The following is a 15,595-nucleotide window of genomic DNA, read 5'->3' as shown; positions in this document are numbered from 1 at the left end:
ACGGTAGCCGGTGTGGCTATCCCTGTTGGGCGTCGTGCACGAGCAGGGCGATCTGGGTGCGGTTCTCCAGTCCGAGCTTGAGCAGGACGCTCGACACGTGGCTCTTGACCGTGGCCACCGAGAGGTACAGCTCGCGGCCGATGTCGGCGTTGCTGGCGCCGCGACCGATCGCCACGACGACGTCGCGCTCGCGCTCGGTCAGCGTGCTCAGCCGTTCGCGGGCGGCCAGGCGGCTGTCGCCGGTGCGGGCGCTCGTGTCCATCAGCCGGCGGGCCACGCGGGGCGAGAGGACGGGCTCGCCGGACGCCGCCGCCAGGACCGCCTCGACGATCCTCGCGGGCTCGGTGTCCTTGAGCAGGTAGCCGCTCGCGCCCGCCCGCATGGCGGCCTCGACCTCGTCGGCGGTGTCGAAGGTGGTGAGGACGACGACGGCGGGCGGGTCGGTCCTCTGGCGTGTCGCCCGCGTCGCCGCGATCCCGTCGGTACCCGGCATCCGCAGGTCCATGAGCACCACTTCGACCGGGTGCGCGTCGAGCAGGGCGGGCACCTCGGAGCCGTCGGCCGCCTGACCGACGACGACGATCCCGTTCGCCCCGTCGAGCATCAGGGTCAGGCCGGCGCGGACGAGGGCGTCGTCGTCGACGACGAGCACGCGGGTGGTCACGACTCCCACGGTAGCCACGCCTCGAGCCGGAACCCGTCCGGGGTCGGTCCGGCGTGGAGCCGGCCGCCGAGCAGCTCCACGCGTTCGGTCAGCCCGACCAGGCCGGTGCCGGTCCCGTTGCTCTCGCCCTTGCCGCCGCGGCCGTTGGCGACGACGACGCGCAGGCCGTCCTCGACCGCCACGTTCACGGTGACGCGCGAGCCCGGTGCGTGCCGACGCGCGTTCGTCAGCCCCTCCTGGCACGTGCGGTAGACGGCGAGGTCGAGGGCGGTCGGGAGGTCGAGGTCCGCGGCGTCCAGCACGACGTCGACGCCCGCCTTGCGGGTCTCGTCGACAAGCCGCGCCAGGTCCGCGAGACCCGGGGTGGGACGGAGCTCCTCGGGGCTCGTGCGCAGGACGCCGATCACCGTGCGCAGCTCCTCGAGGGCCTCGCTCGCGTTGGCGCGGACCACGCCCGCGGCCGACGCCACCTGCTCCGGGGACAGGTCCGTGCTGCGGTACTCCAGCGCACCGGCCGTCGTCGCGACGAGCGTGAGGCGGTGCGCCAGGGTGTCGTGCATCTCGCGCGCGATCCGCGTCCGCTCCGCCGTCCGGGCCTCCTCGACCCGGTGCTCCTGCTCGCGCTCCGCGCGCCGGGCACGCTCGCGCAGCGACTGGACCAGCTCGGCCCGGGTCCGCAGCAGGGCACCCCAGGCGAGCAGCGCGGCGTGCACCGCGATGTCCCCGAGCACCCACCACCGCAGCGCGATGCCGACGCCGTCGGGCCACCACAGTGCCCGCAGACCGGTGCCGACGACCACCAGAGCGCCCACCTTGAGCGCGGTCCCGAGCCGGTACCAGCGGGCCGTCACGAACACCACCGACGCCGACGCGGGACCGGCGACCGCACTGATCGCCGTCAGCACCGCGAGCAGCGTCCCTGACAGCAGGGGTCGGCTCCGGACCAGCACCAACGCCCCGAAGGAGGCAGCCCAGATCACCAAGAGCAGCCAGGTGGGGATGGGGTTGGCGTCGTCGTTCCAGGCCGCCCACACGCTGCCCAGGCTGAAGAGGGCGAACAGCGCGAGCCACCCCGAACCGGCCTGGTTCCACCAGGGCCGGGCCTCGTCGTACCAAGTGCGGGTGTCGCAGTCGTCGGTGGTCATGGGGCGAGCGTAGGAACGGGTCCGCCGGTGCGATACCTACCGAAGTCGGGGGTGCGGTGACCTTGCGACGGGTCGGCGCTGGCCGTCGGCCCGAGGCGCCGACGACCGGTACGACGCGACGGTTCTCGGGTACTGATCCCCGACCTCGGAGCCCACCATGACCAGCACCACCGTCACCACCACCGCCCGCCGCGTCCCCGTCTGGGCCGCCGTCGTCGGTGCACCGCTCGCCGCGCTCGTCGTCTGGGCGGTCGCATCCCGGCTCGACGTGACCCTCGTGGCCGGCGACCCGCCGGTCACCATCGGCTGGTCCAGCGTCGTGATCGTCTCGGTCGTCGTCGCGCTGGCCGCCTGGGGCGTCCGATCCCTCTTCTTCCGACGACACCGCACCGGCTGGTTCGTCACCTGCGGCGTTCTCCTGCTGATGTCGCTCCTGGGTCCGCTCGGCGCCGCGACCGCGTCCGCCACGCTCTGGCTGGCCCTGATGCACCTGGCGGTCGCCGCAGTCGTCGTCCCGGGCCTGGCCCCGCGCCGGTCGTAACGCCGGCCCCGGGCGCGACGGCTCCCGGTAGTCGCGACGGCGCCACATGCACGGGGCGCCGTCGCGATTTGAGGGCGCCCTGGCCGGCGAGGGCATGTTCGGCGGGTCCTCCCTTCGTCGGACCCGGTCCGTCCTGTGGGGGTGCCGCGGCCCCCGTCCCCGTCGCGAGCATGGGTGGGTGGCTACCGGAACCGACGTGAGGCGTCCGTGGCTGCTCGCGCTGCTGCTGCTCGTCGTCGCGCCGGTGTGCGCCGAGTACCTGACGGCCTACGACCCGGAGGTGACCGGGCAGGCGGCCGCGCTCGTCGGCGGTCTGCTCGTGCTCGGGCCGCTCTACGGAGCGCCGGCGATCCTGATCCGGGAGCTGGCCGCCCGCACCGCGATGCACTGGACCGGGATCCTCGCGCTCGCGGCCGCGTTCGGTGTCCTGCAGGCGGGGGTCGTGGACCAGTCGCTGTTCGCCACGCACTACCTGGGCTACGACGAGTGGGCCTCCGGGCGCGCCCTGACGCTCGTCGCGCCGCTCGGGGTCGGCGGTGCGTTCGCGCTGAACTTCCTGGTCGGGCACGCGGTCTGGAGCATCGGGGCACCGATCGCGCTGGTCGAGGCGCTCGACCGGCGACCGGGTCCGCGCCGCCCGTGGCTCGGGTGGGTCGGCATCGTCGTGCTGGTCGTGCTGTGGGTGCTGGCGTCGGCCGCGGTCTGGTGGGACGTCCGGGACGCGGGCAGCGACCAGGCCTCGCCCGCTCAGCTTGCGGGTGCCGTCCTCGTCGCCGCCGTCCTCGTCGTCGTCGCCTGCACCTTCGGCCGCCGCACCCTCCCGCCGCCCGACGCCCGACGCGTCCCGTCGCCGCTCGCGGTCCTGGGCCTGGCGCTCGTCGCCGCGATCGGCTACCAGGTCATCCCCGGCACGTGGGTGGGCGTGGCGGTCGGGGTAGCGATCCTCGTGGCGGCCGGGCTGGTCGTCACGCGGTGGTCGAGGTCGGCGGGCTGGGGGCGGCGGCACGTCGCGGCGGTCGCCGGCGCCGCCGTCCTCGCCCGGGCGCTGACCGGCTTCGTCTCGGTCGCGACGACGGAGCCGCGCCCGCCCGGCGGCTTCGCCCAGAACACGGTCCTGCTGTTCCTGGCGCTGGCGCTGGTCCTGGCCGCGCTCCGGCGGTCGCCCATCAGGACCTGACTGCACCCGCGCCCGGAAACGTTGCCGACCGCACCCTGTCGAGTTCGACATTCCGTGCGCGCTCCGGAGCGGTTATGCTCGCGGCCGGGAGATGCATGGGAGCGCTCCCGCACGATTGCTGAACAGTGCCCTGCCGGGCTCCCCGCGACGACGCGGCCGGTGAGGCGCGCAGCCAGGCACCGAGGGATCAGCCATGCGGTACGGCCACTTCGACGACGACGCACGCGAGTACGTCATCACCACGCCCCACACCCCGTACCCGTGGATCAACTACCTCGGCTCCGAGCAGTTCTTCTCGCTGGTCTCGCACCAGGCGGGCGGCTACTCGTTCTACCGGGACGCCAAGATGCGGCGCCTCACGCGGTACCGCTACAACAACATCCCCGCCGACGCCGGCGGCCGGTACCTGTACGTCAACGACGGCGGCGACGTCTGGACGCCGTCGTGGCTGCCGGTCAAGGCGGACCTGGACCACTTCGAGGCGGCACACGGGCTCGGCTACACGCGGATCACCGGAGAGCGCAGGGGGCTTTCCGTCGAGACGCTGCTGTTCGTCCCGCTCGGCGAGACCGCCGAGATCCAGCGGGTCACGGTCACCAACACGTCGGACGAGACCAAGAGCGTCAAGCTCTTCTCGTTCGTCGAGTTCTGCCTGTGGAACGCGCAGGACGACCAGACCAACTACCAGCGGAACCTGTCGATCGGCGAGGTGGAGGTCGAGCAGGAGGGTCCGCACGGCTCGGCGATCTTCCACACCACCGAGTACCGCGAGCGCCGCGACCACTACGCGGTCTTCGGCGTGAACACAGCTGCCAGCGGCTTCGACACCGACCGCGACGCGTTCGTCGGCGCCTACAACGGGCTGGGCGAGGCGGCGGTGCCCCGCCGCGGGGCGAGCAGCAACTCTGTCGCCTCCGGGTGGTATCCGATCGGCTCGCACCAGGTCGACGTCACCCTGGAACCCGGCGCGTCGCGCACCCTCGTCTACGTCCTCGGCTACGTCGAGAACGAGGACAAGTGGGCCGACGACGCCCACCAGGTGGTCAACAAGGAGAAGGCGCACGCCCTCCTCGGACGCTTCGCGACGACGGAGCAGACCGACGAGGCGTTCGACCGCCTCACGGCGCACTGGCGTCGGCTGCTGAGCACCTACTCGGTCACCAGCACCGACGAGAAGCTCGACCGCATGGTCAACGTGTGGAACCAGTACCAGTGCATGGTCACGTTCAACATGTCCCGGTCGGCGTCGTTCTTCGAGACCGGGATCGGCCGCGGCATGGGCTTCCGCGACTCCAACCAGGACCTGCTCGGCTTCGTGCACCTGGTCCCCGAGCGTGCCCGCGAGCGCATCCTCGACATCGCCGCGACCCAGTTCCCCGACGGCTCGGCGTACCACCAGTACCAGCCGCTGACGAAGCGGGGGAACAACGACATCGGCTCCGGCTTCAACGACGACCCGCTGTGGCTGATCGCGGGCGTCGCGGCCTACGTCAAGGAGACCGGCGACTTCTCGATCCTCGACGAGCAGGTCCCCTTCGACAACGAGCCCGGCTCCGAGGAGACCCTCTTCGAGCACCTGACCCGGTCGTTCGAGTTCACCGTCACGCACCGCGGCCCGCACGGCCTGCCGCTCATCGGGCGCGCGGACTGGAACGACTGCCTCAACCTCAACTGCTTCTCGACGACGCCCGGCGAGTCCTTCCAGACGACGGAGAACCAGGCGGGCGGTGTCGCGGAGTCGGTGTTCATCGCGGCGCAGTTCGTGCTCTACGGAGCCGAGTACGCCGCCATCGCCGGGCGCAGGGGGCTGACCGAGGTCGCCTCGCAGGCCCTCAAGGTCGTCGACGAGGTCCGCCAGGCCGTCCTGGACCACGCCTGGGACGGCGACTGGTTCCTGCGCGCGTACGACTACTACGGCAACCCCGTCGGCACCGCCGCGGACACCGAGGGCCGCATCTGGATCGAGCCGCAGGGCTTCGCGGTCATGGCCGGCATCGGTGTCGACGACGGCCGCGCCCTCAAGGCGCTCGACGCGGTCGAGGAGCACCTCGGCACCCCGCACGGCATGGTGCTGCAGAGCCCCGCGTACAGGACCTACCGCGTCGAGCTGGGCGAGGTGTCGACCTACCCGCCGGGCTACAAGGAGAACGGCGGGATCTTCTGCCACAACAACCCGTGGGTGATCATCGCCGAGACGATGGTGGGCCGCGGCGACCGGGCGTTCGACCACTACAAGCGGATCACGCCGGCGTACCGCGAGGACATCTCCGACGTGCACCGCACCGAGCCGTACGTGTACGCGCAGATGATCGCCGGCAAGGAGGCCGTCCGGCACGGCGAGGCCAAGAACTCGTGGCTGACCGGCACGGCCGCCTGGAACTTCGTCGCGGTCTCGCAGCACCTGCTGGGCGTGCGGACGGACTACGACGGGCTCGTCGTCGACCCGCAGATCGGTGCGGAGGTCCCGGAGTTCACGGTGACGCGCGTGGCCCGCGGGGCGACGTACGTCATCCACGTGACGACGGGTCCGGCGCCGAGCGTCAGCGTCGACGGCGAGGCCCTCGACGGGCACCTCGTCCCGTACGCCCCCGCGGGTTCGACCGTCCGGGTCGAGGTCAGGGTCTAGCCCTCGGCGGACACCGCGGGCGGGTGCGCAGGGGGCATACGCGCGTCGCCCTCGTCGCGAAACTCCTTCGTGGAACACTCCCCACGTGATGCAACGCAAGGAGCTGAAGAGCACCGGTTACGAGATCTTCATCGGCGCCCTCTCGCTGCTGTCGATCGTCAACCTCGGCCTCATCATCGTCACCGACAGCAAGGACCTGTCGACGATCCTCAAGGTGATGAACGCGATCTTCAGCGTCATCTTCCTGGCCGACTTCTCGTACCGTCTGGCCACCGCTCCCTCGCGCCGCGGGTACTTCTTCCGGCACTTCGGCTGGGCGGACCTGCTGGCCAGCGTGCCGCTGGCGTCGTTCAAGTTCCTGCGCATCTTCCGCCTGGTCCGGGTGGCCCGGCTCCTGCGCACGGTCGGCATCCGGGAGATCGGCCGCACGCTCATCCGCGACCGCGCGGGCAGCGCCCTGTACCTGCTGCTGCTCGCCGGAATCCTGGTCCTCGAGTTCGGCAGCCTCGAGATGCTCTACGTCGAGAAGGACGCCCCGGGCGCCAACATCACGACCGCCTCCGACTCGCTCTGGTACACGATCGTCACCATCTCGACCGTCGGCTACGGCGACCAGTACCCGGTCACCAACCTCGGGCGCTTCGTCGGCGTCGGCATCATCGTCGTCGGCGTCGGCATCTTCGGCACGTTCACCGGCTACCTGGCCAACCTCTTCCTCTCACCGAAGAAGTCCGACGACGCGCCGACGGTTCCCGTGGCAGAGGCGGTCGTCGACGAGCCGACGATCTCCCTGTCGGCGGTCCGTGAGCTCATCGCCCTGCCGGGCATCGGCCTCACGGACGTGGACCGCCTGCTGACCCTGTCGCAGTCACGATCGGCCGACCGTCCGGACTGACTTTCGTCTCAGACGAATGGTCCGGGTATGCTGTCCCGGCCGAAGCACGACCGGCATGCGGGTGTAGTTCAGTGGCAGAACTTCAGCTTCCCAAGCTGATAGCGCGAGTTCGATTCTCGTCACCCGCTCCCTCGAAGGGCCCCACATCGTGGGGCCCTTCGTCGTTCACGGCGACGGCCATGACCTGGGCGATCGTCCAGGTGGAACGGGTTCGGCCGTCTAGGTGAAACCACCCAAGTCACTTCATCGTGTGACCCAGTCTGTCGATGTCATGACCATGAAGACGACCTGGACTCTCGCCGTGTCGGCCGTCACCGCACTCTCCGCCGGAACCGCCGTCGCCGCCTCGGCCGCCGAGGCCGCGCCGCCGCCCCCCGCCGAGCGCGCCGAGCAGTCCGGCACCCCGCTGGTCAGGCTCGCCGAGGTCCCGCCCCCGCCCCTCGTCGGCGACACCGTGCCCGCCTCGGCGGTCGACGCGACGCGTGACGGCGGGCTGTCCGTGTTCGTCAGCCCGAGCGGCGACGGCTCCGGCCTCGTCATCGACCCGTACGCTCCGCTGCCCACTGTGATCGCCGCGGAGCTCGACGCGGTCAACGAGCCCATGACAGACCTGGAGGACGCCACCCAGCAGCTGGTCCGGAGGTCCGCGATGCGCGCCGCGCTCGACGCCGCCGACACCAGCGTGCTGGTCGTCTACGCGACGCCGACGTTCGACGCCGACGGCACAGTCACTGGGGTGCAGTACGGGGTGTCCGGCAACCAGGAGGCGCCGCTCGAGTTCGCGACGAGCCACCAGCTGCGCCTCAGCCCGAGCCACGACCTCGCTGTCGCGACCTGGCAGCCGTTCCTGGCGAAGAACCCGCAGTTCACGCTGGTGGACACGACCCTGGAGTGATCGCGCAGGACCGCGCCTCACCCTCCTGAAGCGCGGCCCTGCGACGTCGGGGTCAGGATGCACCCGGGGTACATGTCGCGTCAATGAAATCGTGACGTCGGTCAGATCGGGAGACACCGGCCACGGCCTGGTCGGCCTCCGCGCCCTGAAGAATCTGCTCCCGTGGCTCGCGCAGGTCGGCGCCGGGCCTACAGAAGGTCGAGGGTGAGGAGGCTCGCCCCGCCGGTGGGGCCCGCGCTCGTGAAGCCCATGCGGTCGTAGAACGCGATCCCGCCGGTGTTGCGGGAGTCGACGCCCAGGTGCAGGCCGGGGACGCCGCGCTCGCGCAGCGCGTCGGACAGGGTCTCGATCAACCGGCGCCCGAGACCCTTGCGCTGGGCGCGCGGCAGCAGGTCGATGTGCATGTGCGCGGGGTGGGTGCGGAACAGCGGCTTGTCGACCGGCGCGAACTCGTGGAACTGGCGGATCAGGCCGTGGTCCTGGGTGCCGTCTCGGGGGTCGTCGACGAGGGGGAACTCCTCGCGCAGCACGGGGAACCAGGACTGGGCGAGCCAGCGCTCGAACCGGTAGGTGTCGGCGGTCGCGACGATGTAGCCGCACACGCCCTGCTCGTCGACGACGACGAACGACAGGCCCGGGTCGGCGACCGGGTACGGGCCGGCGTACATGTGACCGAGCAGGTCGGGGTCGCGGTACAGGTTCGTCGCATCGGCGCTGGCGTCACCAGTGAGCAGGCAGATGCGGTAGAGCGCGGGCAGGTCGGACGCGTGAAAGGGCCGGATCGTTTCGGGCATGTGACGACTTTGCCATCCCTGCTGACAACGGCGCTGCGGAGGACCACAGTGAGGTGATGGCGCCGGTCACCGAGCAACACCAGGAGACGCATCGTTCCGCGTTCCCGCCCATCGCGAGCTATGCGTTCCTGTCGGACTGCGAGTCCAACTGCCTGATCTCGCCCGCGGGTGCGGTCGAGTGGATGTGCGTCCCGCGGCCCGACTCACCGAGCATCTTCGCCTCGATCCTCGACCGGGGAGCCGGCTCGTTCCGCGTCGGTCCGCACGGGACCCGGGTCCCGTCGGCCCGCCGCTACCTGCCCGGCACGCTGGTGCTTGAGACGACGTGGCAGACGCCGACCGGCTGGCTCGTCGTGCGCGACGCGATGGTCATGGGCCCGTGGCACAACCAGGACGAGCGCTCGGTCACGCACCGCCGCACGCCCACCGACAACGACGCCGAGCACATCCTGCTGCGCACCGTCACGTGCGTCAGCGGGACCGTGGACCTCGAGGTCGAGTGCGACCCGTCGCACGACTACGGCCGGGACGGGACGCGCTGGGAGTACGACGGCACGGGCTACAACGCGATCCACGCGGACTCCGACAGCGGGCCCACCCTGCGCCTGACCAGCAGCCTGCGCCTGGGCATCGACGGCCGGACGGCGTCGGCCCGCACCCGCATGTCCAACGGGGACAAGGCGTTCATCGCCCTGTCCTGGTCACCGCTGCCGGCGCCGACCACGTGGGACGCGGCCGCCGACCAGCTCTGGCGGACGCAGGAGTTCTGGCGCGAGTGGATCACGCAGGGTGTCTTCCCCGACCACCCGTGGCGCACGTACCTGCAGCGCAGCGCGCTCACGCTCAAGGGCCTGACCTACGCGCCGACGGGCGCCCTGCTGGCCGCAGCCACGACCAGCCTGCCGGAGACGCCCGGCGGAGAGCGCAACTGGGACTACCGGTACGCCTGGATCCGGGACTCGACCTTCGCCCTCTGGGGCCTCTACACGCTGGGCCTGGACCGCGAGGCCAACGATTTCTTCGCGTTCATCCACGACGTCTGCCGGGACAACAAGGACCTGCAGATCATGTACGGGGTCGGCGGGGAGGAGAAGCTCGACGAGTTCGAGCTGGGCCACCTGTCCGGGTACGAGGGCGCGCGTCCGGTGCGCATCGGCAACGCCGCCTACGACCAGCAGCAGCACGACGTCTGGGGCGCCGTCCTCGACTCCGTCTACCTGCACACCCGCTCCCGCGAGCAGCTGCCCGAGTCGCTGTGGCCGGTGCTGAAGCGCCAGGTCGAGGCCGCGATCAAGCACTGGCACCGGCCCGACCGCGGCATCTGGGAGGTGCGCGGCGAGCCGCAGCACTTCGTCTCCAGCAAGCTCATGTGCTGGGTGGCCCTCGACCGCGGCGCCCGCCTGGCCCGCATGCACGACGAGCTCGACTTCGCGGAGCAGTGGACCAAGCTGGCCGCCGAGATCCACGCCGACATCTGCGCCAATGGGGTCGACGAGCGCGGCGTCTTCGTGCAGCGGTACGGCTCCGACGCGCTGGACGCGTCCCTGCTCCTGGTCCCGCTGCTGCGCTTCCTGCCGCCGTCGGACCCGCGCGTCCGGGCCACGGTCCTGGCCATCGCCGACGAGCTCACCACCGACGGCCTGGTCCTGCGCTACCGCGTCGAGGAGACCGACGACGGACTGTCCGGCGAGGAGGGCGCCTTCACCATCTGCTCGTTCTGGCTGGTGTCCGCCCTGGTCGAGATCGGCGAGCTCGACCGCGGCCGGGCCCTGTGCGAGCGGCTGCTGTCCTACGCCAGCACCCTCAACCTCTACGCCGAGGAGATCGACCCGCGCACCGGCCGGCACCTGGGCAACTTCCCGCAGGCGTTCACGCACCTCGCGCTCATCAACGCGGTCGTCCACGTCATCCGCGCCGAGGAGGCCTCCGGCCACGACGCGATGCACTTCGAACCCCCGAACCGCGGCGGCTGAGCGGCCGGCCTTCCGACGACGGCCGCCCTGTCGACGAGGGCCGCCACCGCCCTCGAGAACAACGTTATCGACGTCAAGACGGTCCATAACGTCGACAAGGTTGTCCTCGACGATGCCGGGCGGTCAGGTGTCGAGGTCGATCAGCACCTTGCCGACGATGCCCGACTCCACCGCGTCGTGCGCCGCCCCGGTGTCGACCAGCGAGAAGCGCGTCACCGGCAGGCCGTGCTCGATCCCGACCCGCAGCGCTCCGTCGGCCAGGGCGTGCGAGACGCCGGCGACGGCCTGCTGCTTGCGTTCGTCGGACACCGTGTACGTCAGGACGAACTGCACGGCGACGTTCTTCCCCATCAGCGGCATCACCGGCAGCGTCACCTCGTCGAGGTCGGCGGTGGCGTACGCGGCGATGGTCCCGTTGGCGGCGACCGCGGCGACGACGGTCGCCGCGTTGCGCGCGATGTCGACGTCCACGACGACGTCGACGCCCGCCGGCACGATCGCCCGAACCGCCGAGGCGACGTCCTCGGTGCGGTAGTTCACGACGTGGTGCGCGCCCGCGGCACGCGCCAGGTCGGCCTTCTCCGGCGAGCTGATCGTGGTGATCACGGTGGCGCCGGCCCACACGGCCAGCTGGATCGCGGCATGCCCGACCGCGCCCGCGCCGCCGGTCACCAGCACCCACCGGCCGTGCAGAGCGCCGCGGGCGAGACGCGCCGGCCCTGCGGCCGAGGCGGTGAGCGCTTCGTGCGCGGTGAGCGCGGGGATGCCCAGCGACGCGCCCGCGTCGAAGCTCTCCGAGTCCGGCAGCGCGACGACGTGCGAGGCGGGCACCGTGACCAGCTCCTGCGCGGTGCCCTCGTCGCTGCGCCAGGCGACGTCCCACAGCCAGACCCGGTCCCCCGGCCGGAGCCCGACGACGTCCGAGCCGACCGCGTCGACGACCCCAGCACCGTCCTGGTTCGGCACCTTGGCGTGCTCGAACGACGCACCGTCCCCGCGACCCTTGCGGGCCTTCCAGTCCGTCGGGTTGACGCCCGAGACCGCGACCCGCACCCGGACCTCGTCGGCACCCGGATCCCGCGGTGGACGCTCGACGACGGTGAGGACGGCGGACGGACCCGTGCGGTCGTAGACGACAGCCTTCATGGATCGAGCCTATGCACTGGTCACGCTCGACGCGTTCGCACGCCTGCCGAGGGGCACGACCCCGTCGGCAACCCAACGAGTCGCAAGTACATCCGCAGTCGCGGTGCCAAGCCGGCACGCTGCAGGGTCAGGATGCCGCATCGGTCTGCCGAAGTAGGGACGTGAACAATTCCTCTTCGTGGTACTCGAAGCTCGAGTCCCGCTGGGCCGCGCGCAATGGCCTCCAGCTGCGCCGCGTGCCGACGAGCGCGGAGCGAATGATTTCCGCATCGCGCACGGCTGTGTGGGCGGCGGTCGCCGTGGAATTCGAGGGGCCTCGCGGTCACTACCAGGAGATTGTCGGTGCGCCGGCTTCGGGAGTGGGGGCAAAGCATGTCTCCTTGGGGCCGCCGGTGCCGCCGTTCGGCCTGCGACCCGTCATGTACACCGAAGTGACGGCTGAGCTAGAGGGGTTCTGGCAGACGACCCAGACGTTCGCGGGTGCGTGGGAGCTCACGGAGACTTTGCTCCTGGAGGACGCTGGCGATGATCAGACTCTTGCTCGGGTCACGGGCTGGTGGGTGAAGCCTGCGCCGTCGCAACAGGACTTCACCAAGATGCAGGTCGCACTCAACGGGTTCGCTGCCGAGTTTCTGGACCGGCTAGCGGGCTTCGCCGCGCCCGATCCACCACAAGCACCACCGCAGGCGCACTGAGATCTCGGAGCTGGGGTTGCCTGTGGACGGGGTATCCCGAAGGCTGGTCCCGGCCGCACCGGGTGGGTGCAGATCGGCAACACGACTTACGTCTCGCCCGAGACCGTGTACGGCTTGTCCGGCCAGTACGCCCACTCCTCGAAGACCTCGGCGCGACCGTCGGGGGCGAAGGTGATGACCCACAGGTCGCGGTACTCCTGCGGCTTGTCGCCGGTGTACTGGACGTGCACCCGGACCACGGCGTTCGCGCCATCGGCGGCGATGACGGTCGCGGTCATCTCGAACGGGGTGTCGTCGAGCCAGAAGCCGCGGATGGCGTCGAGGCCCTCGAGCGGTTCGGCGTCATAGGGCGAGCGCAGGTACCGCGCGTTCTCCGTGAACAAGCGGTTGAGGTCGTCGACGTCCTGCGCCCGCCACGCACGCTCGTAGTGCTCGACCCAGCCGGTGACGGCGTCCCTGCCCATGTCGGCGCTCCCCGCGGTTCGTCGGACGTCCCGGTCCGAGTGTCCCCCGGCACGTCCCGACACGCCCGAGCAATTCGTCAGGCGCGCGTGAGCGGTGGCAGTCGGTACGTGTCAGTCACGGTTTCGACCCTCACCTCACTGCACTCGCGAACGCTCCGGGGCCCGACGAAGCACGGTCAGCTCGACGCGGGACGTGAGCTGCTCGTCGGGCAGGACGCGGGCGAGGTCGGCGAGCACCTGGTCGCAGGCGGCGGCCACCCCGCCGAGGTCCGCGTCCGGGTAGCACGTGACGCGCAGGCGGACGACGGTCGCCTTGCGCTCACGCAGCACGGCGCCGCGGGCGGACAGGATGCGCGGGTCGTCCTCCAGGACGTCAGCGGCAGTCGCGACGGCCGGCCCGGGCTCGACGGTCAGCACGCCGGGCACGTCGCCGCCCTCGAGGCGCAGCGGACCGACGCCGCGGCGGGGGATGTGCGCGCCGAGCCACCAGCCGCCGAGGCCGATGAGGATCGCTCCGGCGGCGACGGCGATCGCCACGAAGCTGTCGGAGCCGGTGACCTGGCCGCTGTCGACGTCCACCGACCCGGGGACCGACGGCCAGAGATCGTCGAGGAATCCCGTCTGCCAGCCGATCGCCGCCACGCCCAGCGCGATGAGGACGAGCCCGAGCAGGAAGACGATCACCCGGTCGACGCCCAGCACCCCGCGCCTCATCGCATACCTGCCACGTGCCGGGTCGAGACGTGCACGGTGACCGGGACGGCCAGCCGCTCGAGCCGCGCCTGCACCGCGGCGCGGACGGCGTCGTCCACGTCGTCGCCCTCCAGGGCGGTCACGCTCACGCTCACCGACTTCCGGCGGGCCGACGAGTGCGCGGACAGGACGTACGGCACATCCTCGGCGCTCGTGCTGGCCAGTCGCGCGAGGTCGGAGATGCCGATGGTGGTGCCAGGGGCGTCGAGGGGCAGGCGGGTGCGGACGCGTCGGCCGAGCGCGACGAGCACGAGCCAGAGGCCGAGCAGCGCCACCAGGCCGCCCACGACGGAGACGACCGTCGACGGTTCCATTCCGTCGGTGTCGTCGACGAGCGGGACCAGCCACGTCTCCCCGTCGATCTGGCCGCCGATCACCAGCGCGTCGCGGATCACGAGCACGCCGAGGGCGATGACGAGCACCGCCAGGACGATGCCGATCCAGCCCACCCGACCGGCGCGGGTGGCGGGCGGCGCGGGCGCGAAGCTCATCGGACCCTCGGCGCGACCGCGGCGCGCGGCGGGCGCACGACGTCACGCACGGCGACGGTCACCGCGTCCAGGTCCTGCGCGGCCTGCCGCACGAGCTCCCGGCCGACGGTGGTCTGCACCTCGCGAGCCACGTCGGCGGACGACGACGGCCAGACGATGGTGACCTCGAGCGACACGCGCGCTCGGTGCCCGAGCCGCTGCCAGTCGACCTTCGGGTAGGCCGGGGCGACGCCCGGCACCCCGAGCGCGACCTGGCCGGCGATCCGCTTGAGGGCCTGGTCGGTGATCGTCAGCGTGCCGCGGGGCTCGTCGACCTCGAGCTCGAGCACCTCGGTGTCGACGGTGTCCTCAGCCACGGCGTCGCCCGGCGACGACCCCGCTCAGGTCCAGGCGGCCGTCGACGACCAGCGCGACGACCACGCCGATCGCGCCGAGGACGACGGCCAGCAGGAACATGTCGAACCCTCCGACGGCGGCGACGAGCGCGAGCAGGATGCCCGCGAACAGCCCGGTGGCGACAGACGACATGGGTCAGCTCCTTCTCATGGGACGTCGATGTCCTCGACGTGCACGTGCACGGGCATGGGGGCGATCGCGGACACGGCCCGTTGCACGAGTCCGGCGGTAGCGGTGACGGGTCGTGACGCGTCGACGACGATGTGCACCTCGGTGCCGCCCGCCTCGTCGTCGATCCGGACGCCCGTGACGCGACGACCGGGCAGGTACGTGCCGAGCCCGCCGAACCGGCCGCCGTCCATCCGGACGACCCCGGGCACGGCGAGCACGACGGCCTCCACCTGCTCCGCGAGCGTGACGGGGTCGGGGCCGACGACGAGCATCGGCGGCTCGGTCACTGGACCCGGGCCTCCACGACAACCGGCACGGTCTCCTCGTCGGGAAGGTGCACGTCGTTGACGACGACGTTGACCTCGACGACGCGCAGACCCGTCATCCGCTCCACGGCGCTGATCACGTTGCGCCGGATCCCGGTGGCGAGGTCCGCGATCGACACCCCGTACTCAGCGACGAGGTCCAGGTCGACGGCCGCCTCGGTCTCGCCGACCTCGACGGAGACGCCCTGGGCGTGGTTGGTCCGGGCGCCCGGGATGCGCTCGCGGATGGCGCCGAGCGCGCGCCCGCCACCGCCGCCGAGCGCGTAGACGCCCGTGACCTCCTTGGCGGCGATGCCGGCGATCTTGCTGACGACGGTGTCGGCGATCGTCGTCGTGCCCTCGGTGCTCACCAACGCGCTCGGGCGGCGCGCGGCGGCGGCCTTCGTCGGGACGGGGGTGGTCTCGCTCATGATGACCTCATTCGTGCAGACGGGTCCGACGAG

At 71.5% G+C, this 15,595-nt stretch carries 18 protein-coding genes and 1 tRNA gene; 8 read left to right on the top strand and 11 right to left on the bottom strand.

The window, feature by feature from the left end:
* Positions 1-16 precede the first annotated feature (16 nt).
* Complete coding sequence (locus AC1DZC_RS10685; RefSeq protein ID WP_477043224.1) at positions 17-664, bottom strand: response regulator; 648 nt, start codon at positions 662-664, stop codon at positions 17-19.
* Positions 661-1,809: a sensor histidine kinase gene (locus AC1DZC_RS10680; RefSeq protein WP_477043223.1), complete on the bottom strand. Its 1,149-nt coding sequence runs from the start codon at positions 1,807-1,809 to the stop codon at positions 661-663. The genes AC1DZC_RS10685 and AC1DZC_RS10680 overlap by 4 nt, the downstream gene beginning before the upstream one ends.
* Before the next feature lie 157 nt (positions 1,810-1,966).
* Between AC1DZC_RS10680 and AC1DZC_RS10675 the strand changes: the two genes are divergently transcribed.
* From AC1DZC_RS10675 to AC1DZC_RS10650, 6 genes are all read left to right on the top strand, one after another.
* Positions 1,967-2,350 (top strand): DUF6069 family protein, encoded by a 384-nt coding sequence (locus AC1DZC_RS10675; RefSeq protein ID WP_477043222.1) that lies wholly within the window; start codon positions 1,967-1,969, stop codon positions 2,348-2,350.
* 178 nt (positions 2,351-2,528) lie between these two features.
* Positions 2,529-3,527 (top strand): hypothetical protein, encoded by a 999-nt coding sequence (locus AC1DZC_RS10670; protein WP_477043221.1) that lies wholly within the window; start codon positions 2,529-2,531, stop codon positions 3,525-3,527.
* Positions 3,528-3,720: 193 nt separating this feature from the next.
* Positions 3,721-6,153, top strand: a complete 2,433-nt coding sequence (locus AC1DZC_RS10665; RefSeq protein WP_477043220.1) for a glycoside hydrolase family 94 protein — start codon at positions 3,721-3,723, stop codon at positions 6,151-6,153.
* Between the two features lie 88 nt (positions 6,154-6,241).
* Positions 6,242-7,048, top strand: a complete 807-nt coding sequence (locus AC1DZC_RS10660; protein ID WP_477043339.1) for an ion transporter — start codon at positions 6,242-6,244, stop codon at positions 7,046-7,048.
* Between the two features lie 57 nt (positions 7,049-7,105).
* Positions 7,106-7,176: transfer RNA gene (locus tag AC1DZC_RS10655), tRNA-Gly, on the top strand.
* 143 nt (positions 7,177-7,319) lie between these two features.
* Positions 7,320-7,943 carry a hypothetical protein gene (locus AC1DZC_RS10650; protein ID WP_477043219.1) on the top strand — a complete coding sequence of 208 codons (624 nt, stop codon included), beginning with the start codon at positions 7,320-7,322 and terminating at the stop codon, positions 7,941-7,943.
* 188 nt (positions 7,944-8,131) lie between these two features.
* On the opposite strand, the gene AC1DZC_RS10645 is transcribed toward AC1DZC_RS10650, so the two are convergent.
* A complete protein-coding gene (locus tag AC1DZC_RS10645) occupies positions 8,132-8,737 on the bottom strand; it encodes an N-acetyltransferase family protein (RefSeq protein WP_477037475.1) in 606 nt (201 codons plus the stop codon).
* Positions 8,738-8,793: 56 nt separating this feature from the next.
* Here AC1DZC_RS10645 and AC1DZC_RS10640 point away from each other — a divergent pair, with 56 nt between their 5' ends.
* Positions 8,794-10,710 (top strand): glycoside hydrolase family 15 protein, encoded by a 1,917-nt coding sequence (locus tag AC1DZC_RS10640; protein ID WP_477037476.1) that lies wholly within the window; start codon positions 8,794-8,796, stop codon positions 10,708-10,710.
* Positions 10,711-10,833: 123 nt separating this feature from the next.
* On the opposite strand, the gene AC1DZC_RS10635 is transcribed toward AC1DZC_RS10640, so the two are convergent.
* A complete protein-coding gene (locus tag AC1DZC_RS10635) occupies positions 10,834-11,856 on the bottom strand; it encodes an NADPH:quinone reductase (protein ID WP_477043218.1) in 1,023 nt (340 codons plus the stop codon).
* 161 nt (positions 11,857-12,017) lie between these two features.
* Between AC1DZC_RS10635 and AC1DZC_RS10630 the strand changes: the two genes are divergently transcribed.
* Entirely contained in the window at positions 12,018-12,551 is a 534-nt protein-coding gene (locus AC1DZC_RS10630) for a hypothetical protein (protein ID WP_477043217.1), read from the top strand.
* An 86-nt stretch (positions 12,552-12,637) separates the two neighbouring features.
* Here AC1DZC_RS10630 and AC1DZC_RS10625 read toward each other — a convergent pair whose 3' ends face one another.
* From AC1DZC_RS10625 to AC1DZC_RS10595, 7 genes are all read right to left on the bottom strand, one after another.
* Positions 12,638-13,015: a nuclear transport factor 2 family protein gene (locus AC1DZC_RS10625; protein WP_477043216.1), complete on the bottom strand. Its 378-nt coding sequence runs from the start codon at positions 13,013-13,015 to the stop codon at positions 12,638-12,640.
* 135 nt (positions 13,016-13,150) lie between these two features.
* Positions 13,151-13,729 carry a hypothetical protein gene (locus AC1DZC_RS10620; protein ID WP_477043215.1) on the bottom strand — a complete coding sequence of 193 codons (579 nt, stop codon included), beginning with the start codon at positions 13,727-13,729 and terminating at the stop codon, positions 13,151-13,153.
* On the bottom strand, positions 13,726-14,259 hold the full coding sequence (locus AC1DZC_RS10615) for a DUF6286 domain-containing protein (RefSeq protein WP_477037481.1): 534 nt from the start codon (positions 14,257-14,259) through the stop codon (positions 13,726-13,728). The genes AC1DZC_RS10620 and AC1DZC_RS10615 overlap by 4 nt, the downstream gene beginning before the upstream one ends.
* On the bottom strand, positions 14,256-14,615 hold the full coding sequence (locus AC1DZC_RS10610; protein ID WP_477037482.1) for an Asp23/Gls24 family envelope stress response protein: 360 nt from the start codon (positions 14,613-14,615) through the stop codon (positions 14,256-14,258). Before AC1DZC_RS10610 ends, AC1DZC_RS10615 begins: the two co-directional genes overlap by 4 nt.
* Positions 14,608-14,787, bottom strand: a complete 180-nt coding sequence (locus AC1DZC_RS10605; protein ID WP_477037483.1) for a DUF2273 domain-containing protein — start codon at positions 14,785-14,787, stop codon at positions 14,608-14,610. The genes AC1DZC_RS10610 and AC1DZC_RS10605 overlap by 8 nt, the downstream gene beginning before the upstream one ends.
* Before the next feature lie 14 nt (positions 14,788-14,801).
* The gene (locus tag AC1DZC_RS10600; protein WP_477037484.1) at positions 14,802-15,113 is read right to left on the bottom strand and encodes an Asp23/Gls24 family envelope stress response protein; all 312 of its coding nucleotides are present in this window, start codon (positions 15,111-15,113) and stop codon (positions 14,802-14,804) included.
* Positions 15,110-15,562, bottom strand: a complete 453-nt coding sequence (locus AC1DZC_RS10595; RefSeq protein ID WP_477037485.1) for an Asp23/Gls24 family envelope stress response protein — start codon at positions 15,560-15,562, stop codon at positions 15,110-15,112. Before AC1DZC_RS10595 ends, AC1DZC_RS10600 begins: the two co-directional genes overlap by 4 nt.
* Between the last annotated feature and the right edge of the window lie 33 nt (positions 15,563-15,595).

It is taken from the genome of Cellulomonas sp. P2_B4, assembly GCF_056404795.1.
Note: the sequence above shows the minus strand (reverse complement) of the source record. Positions and strands in the feature narration are given on the sequence as shown.

Excerpts from the sequence above, each read along its gene's own strand:
- AC1DZC_RS10680 (WP_477043223.1), bottom strand. The coding sequence starts at position 1,809 with ATGACCACCGACGACTGCGACACCCGCACTTGGTACGACGAGGCCCGG.
- AC1DZC_RS10675 (WP_477043222.1), top strand. The coding sequence starts at position 1,967 with ATGACCAGCACCACCGTCACCACCACCGCCCGCCGCGTCCCCGTCTGG.
- AC1DZC_RS10665 (WP_477043220.1), top strand. The coding sequence starts at position 3,721 with ATGCGGTACGGCCACTTCGACGACGACGCACGCGAGTACGTCATCACC.
- AC1DZC_RS10660 (WP_477043339.1), top strand. The coding sequence starts at position 6,242 with ATGCAACGCAAGGAGCTGAAGAGCACCGGTTACGAGATCTTCATCGGC.
- AC1DZC_RS10650 (WP_477043219.1), top strand. The coding sequence starts at position 7,320 with ATGACCATGAAGACGACCTGGACTCTCGCCGTGTCGGCCGTCACCGCA.
- AC1DZC_RS10645 (WP_477037475.1), bottom strand. The coding sequence starts at position 8,737 with ATGCCCGAAACGATCCGGCCCTTTCACGCGTCCGACCTGCCCGCGCTC.
- AC1DZC_RS10640 (WP_477037476.1), top strand. The coding sequence starts at position 8,794 with ATGGCGCCGGTCACCGAGCAACACCAGGAGACGCATCGTTCCGCGTTC.
- AC1DZC_RS10635 (WP_477043218.1), bottom strand. The coding sequence starts at position 11,856 with ATGAAGGCTGTCGTCTACGACCGCACGGGTCCGTCCGCCGTCCTCACC.
- AC1DZC_RS10625 (WP_477043216.1), bottom strand. The coding sequence starts at position 13,015 with ATGGGCAGGGACGCCGTCACCGGCTGGGTCGAGCACTACGAGCGTGCG.
- AC1DZC_RS10620 (WP_477043215.1), bottom strand. The coding sequence starts at position 13,729 with ATGAGGCGCGGGGTGCTGGGCGTCGACCGGGTGATCGTCTTCCTGCTC.
- AC1DZC_RS10615 (WP_477037481.1), bottom strand. The coding sequence starts at position 14,259 with ATGAGCTTCGCGCCCGCGCCGCCCGCCACCCGCGCCGGTCGGGTGGGC.
- AC1DZC_RS10605 (WP_477037483.1), bottom strand. The coding sequence starts at position 14,787 with ATGTCGTCTGTCGCCACCGGGCTGTTCGCGGGCATCCTGCTCGCGCTC.
- AC1DZC_RS10595 (WP_477037485.1), bottom strand. The coding sequence starts at position 15,562 with ATGAGCGAGACCACCCCCGTCCCGACGAAGGCCGCCGCCGCGCGCCGC.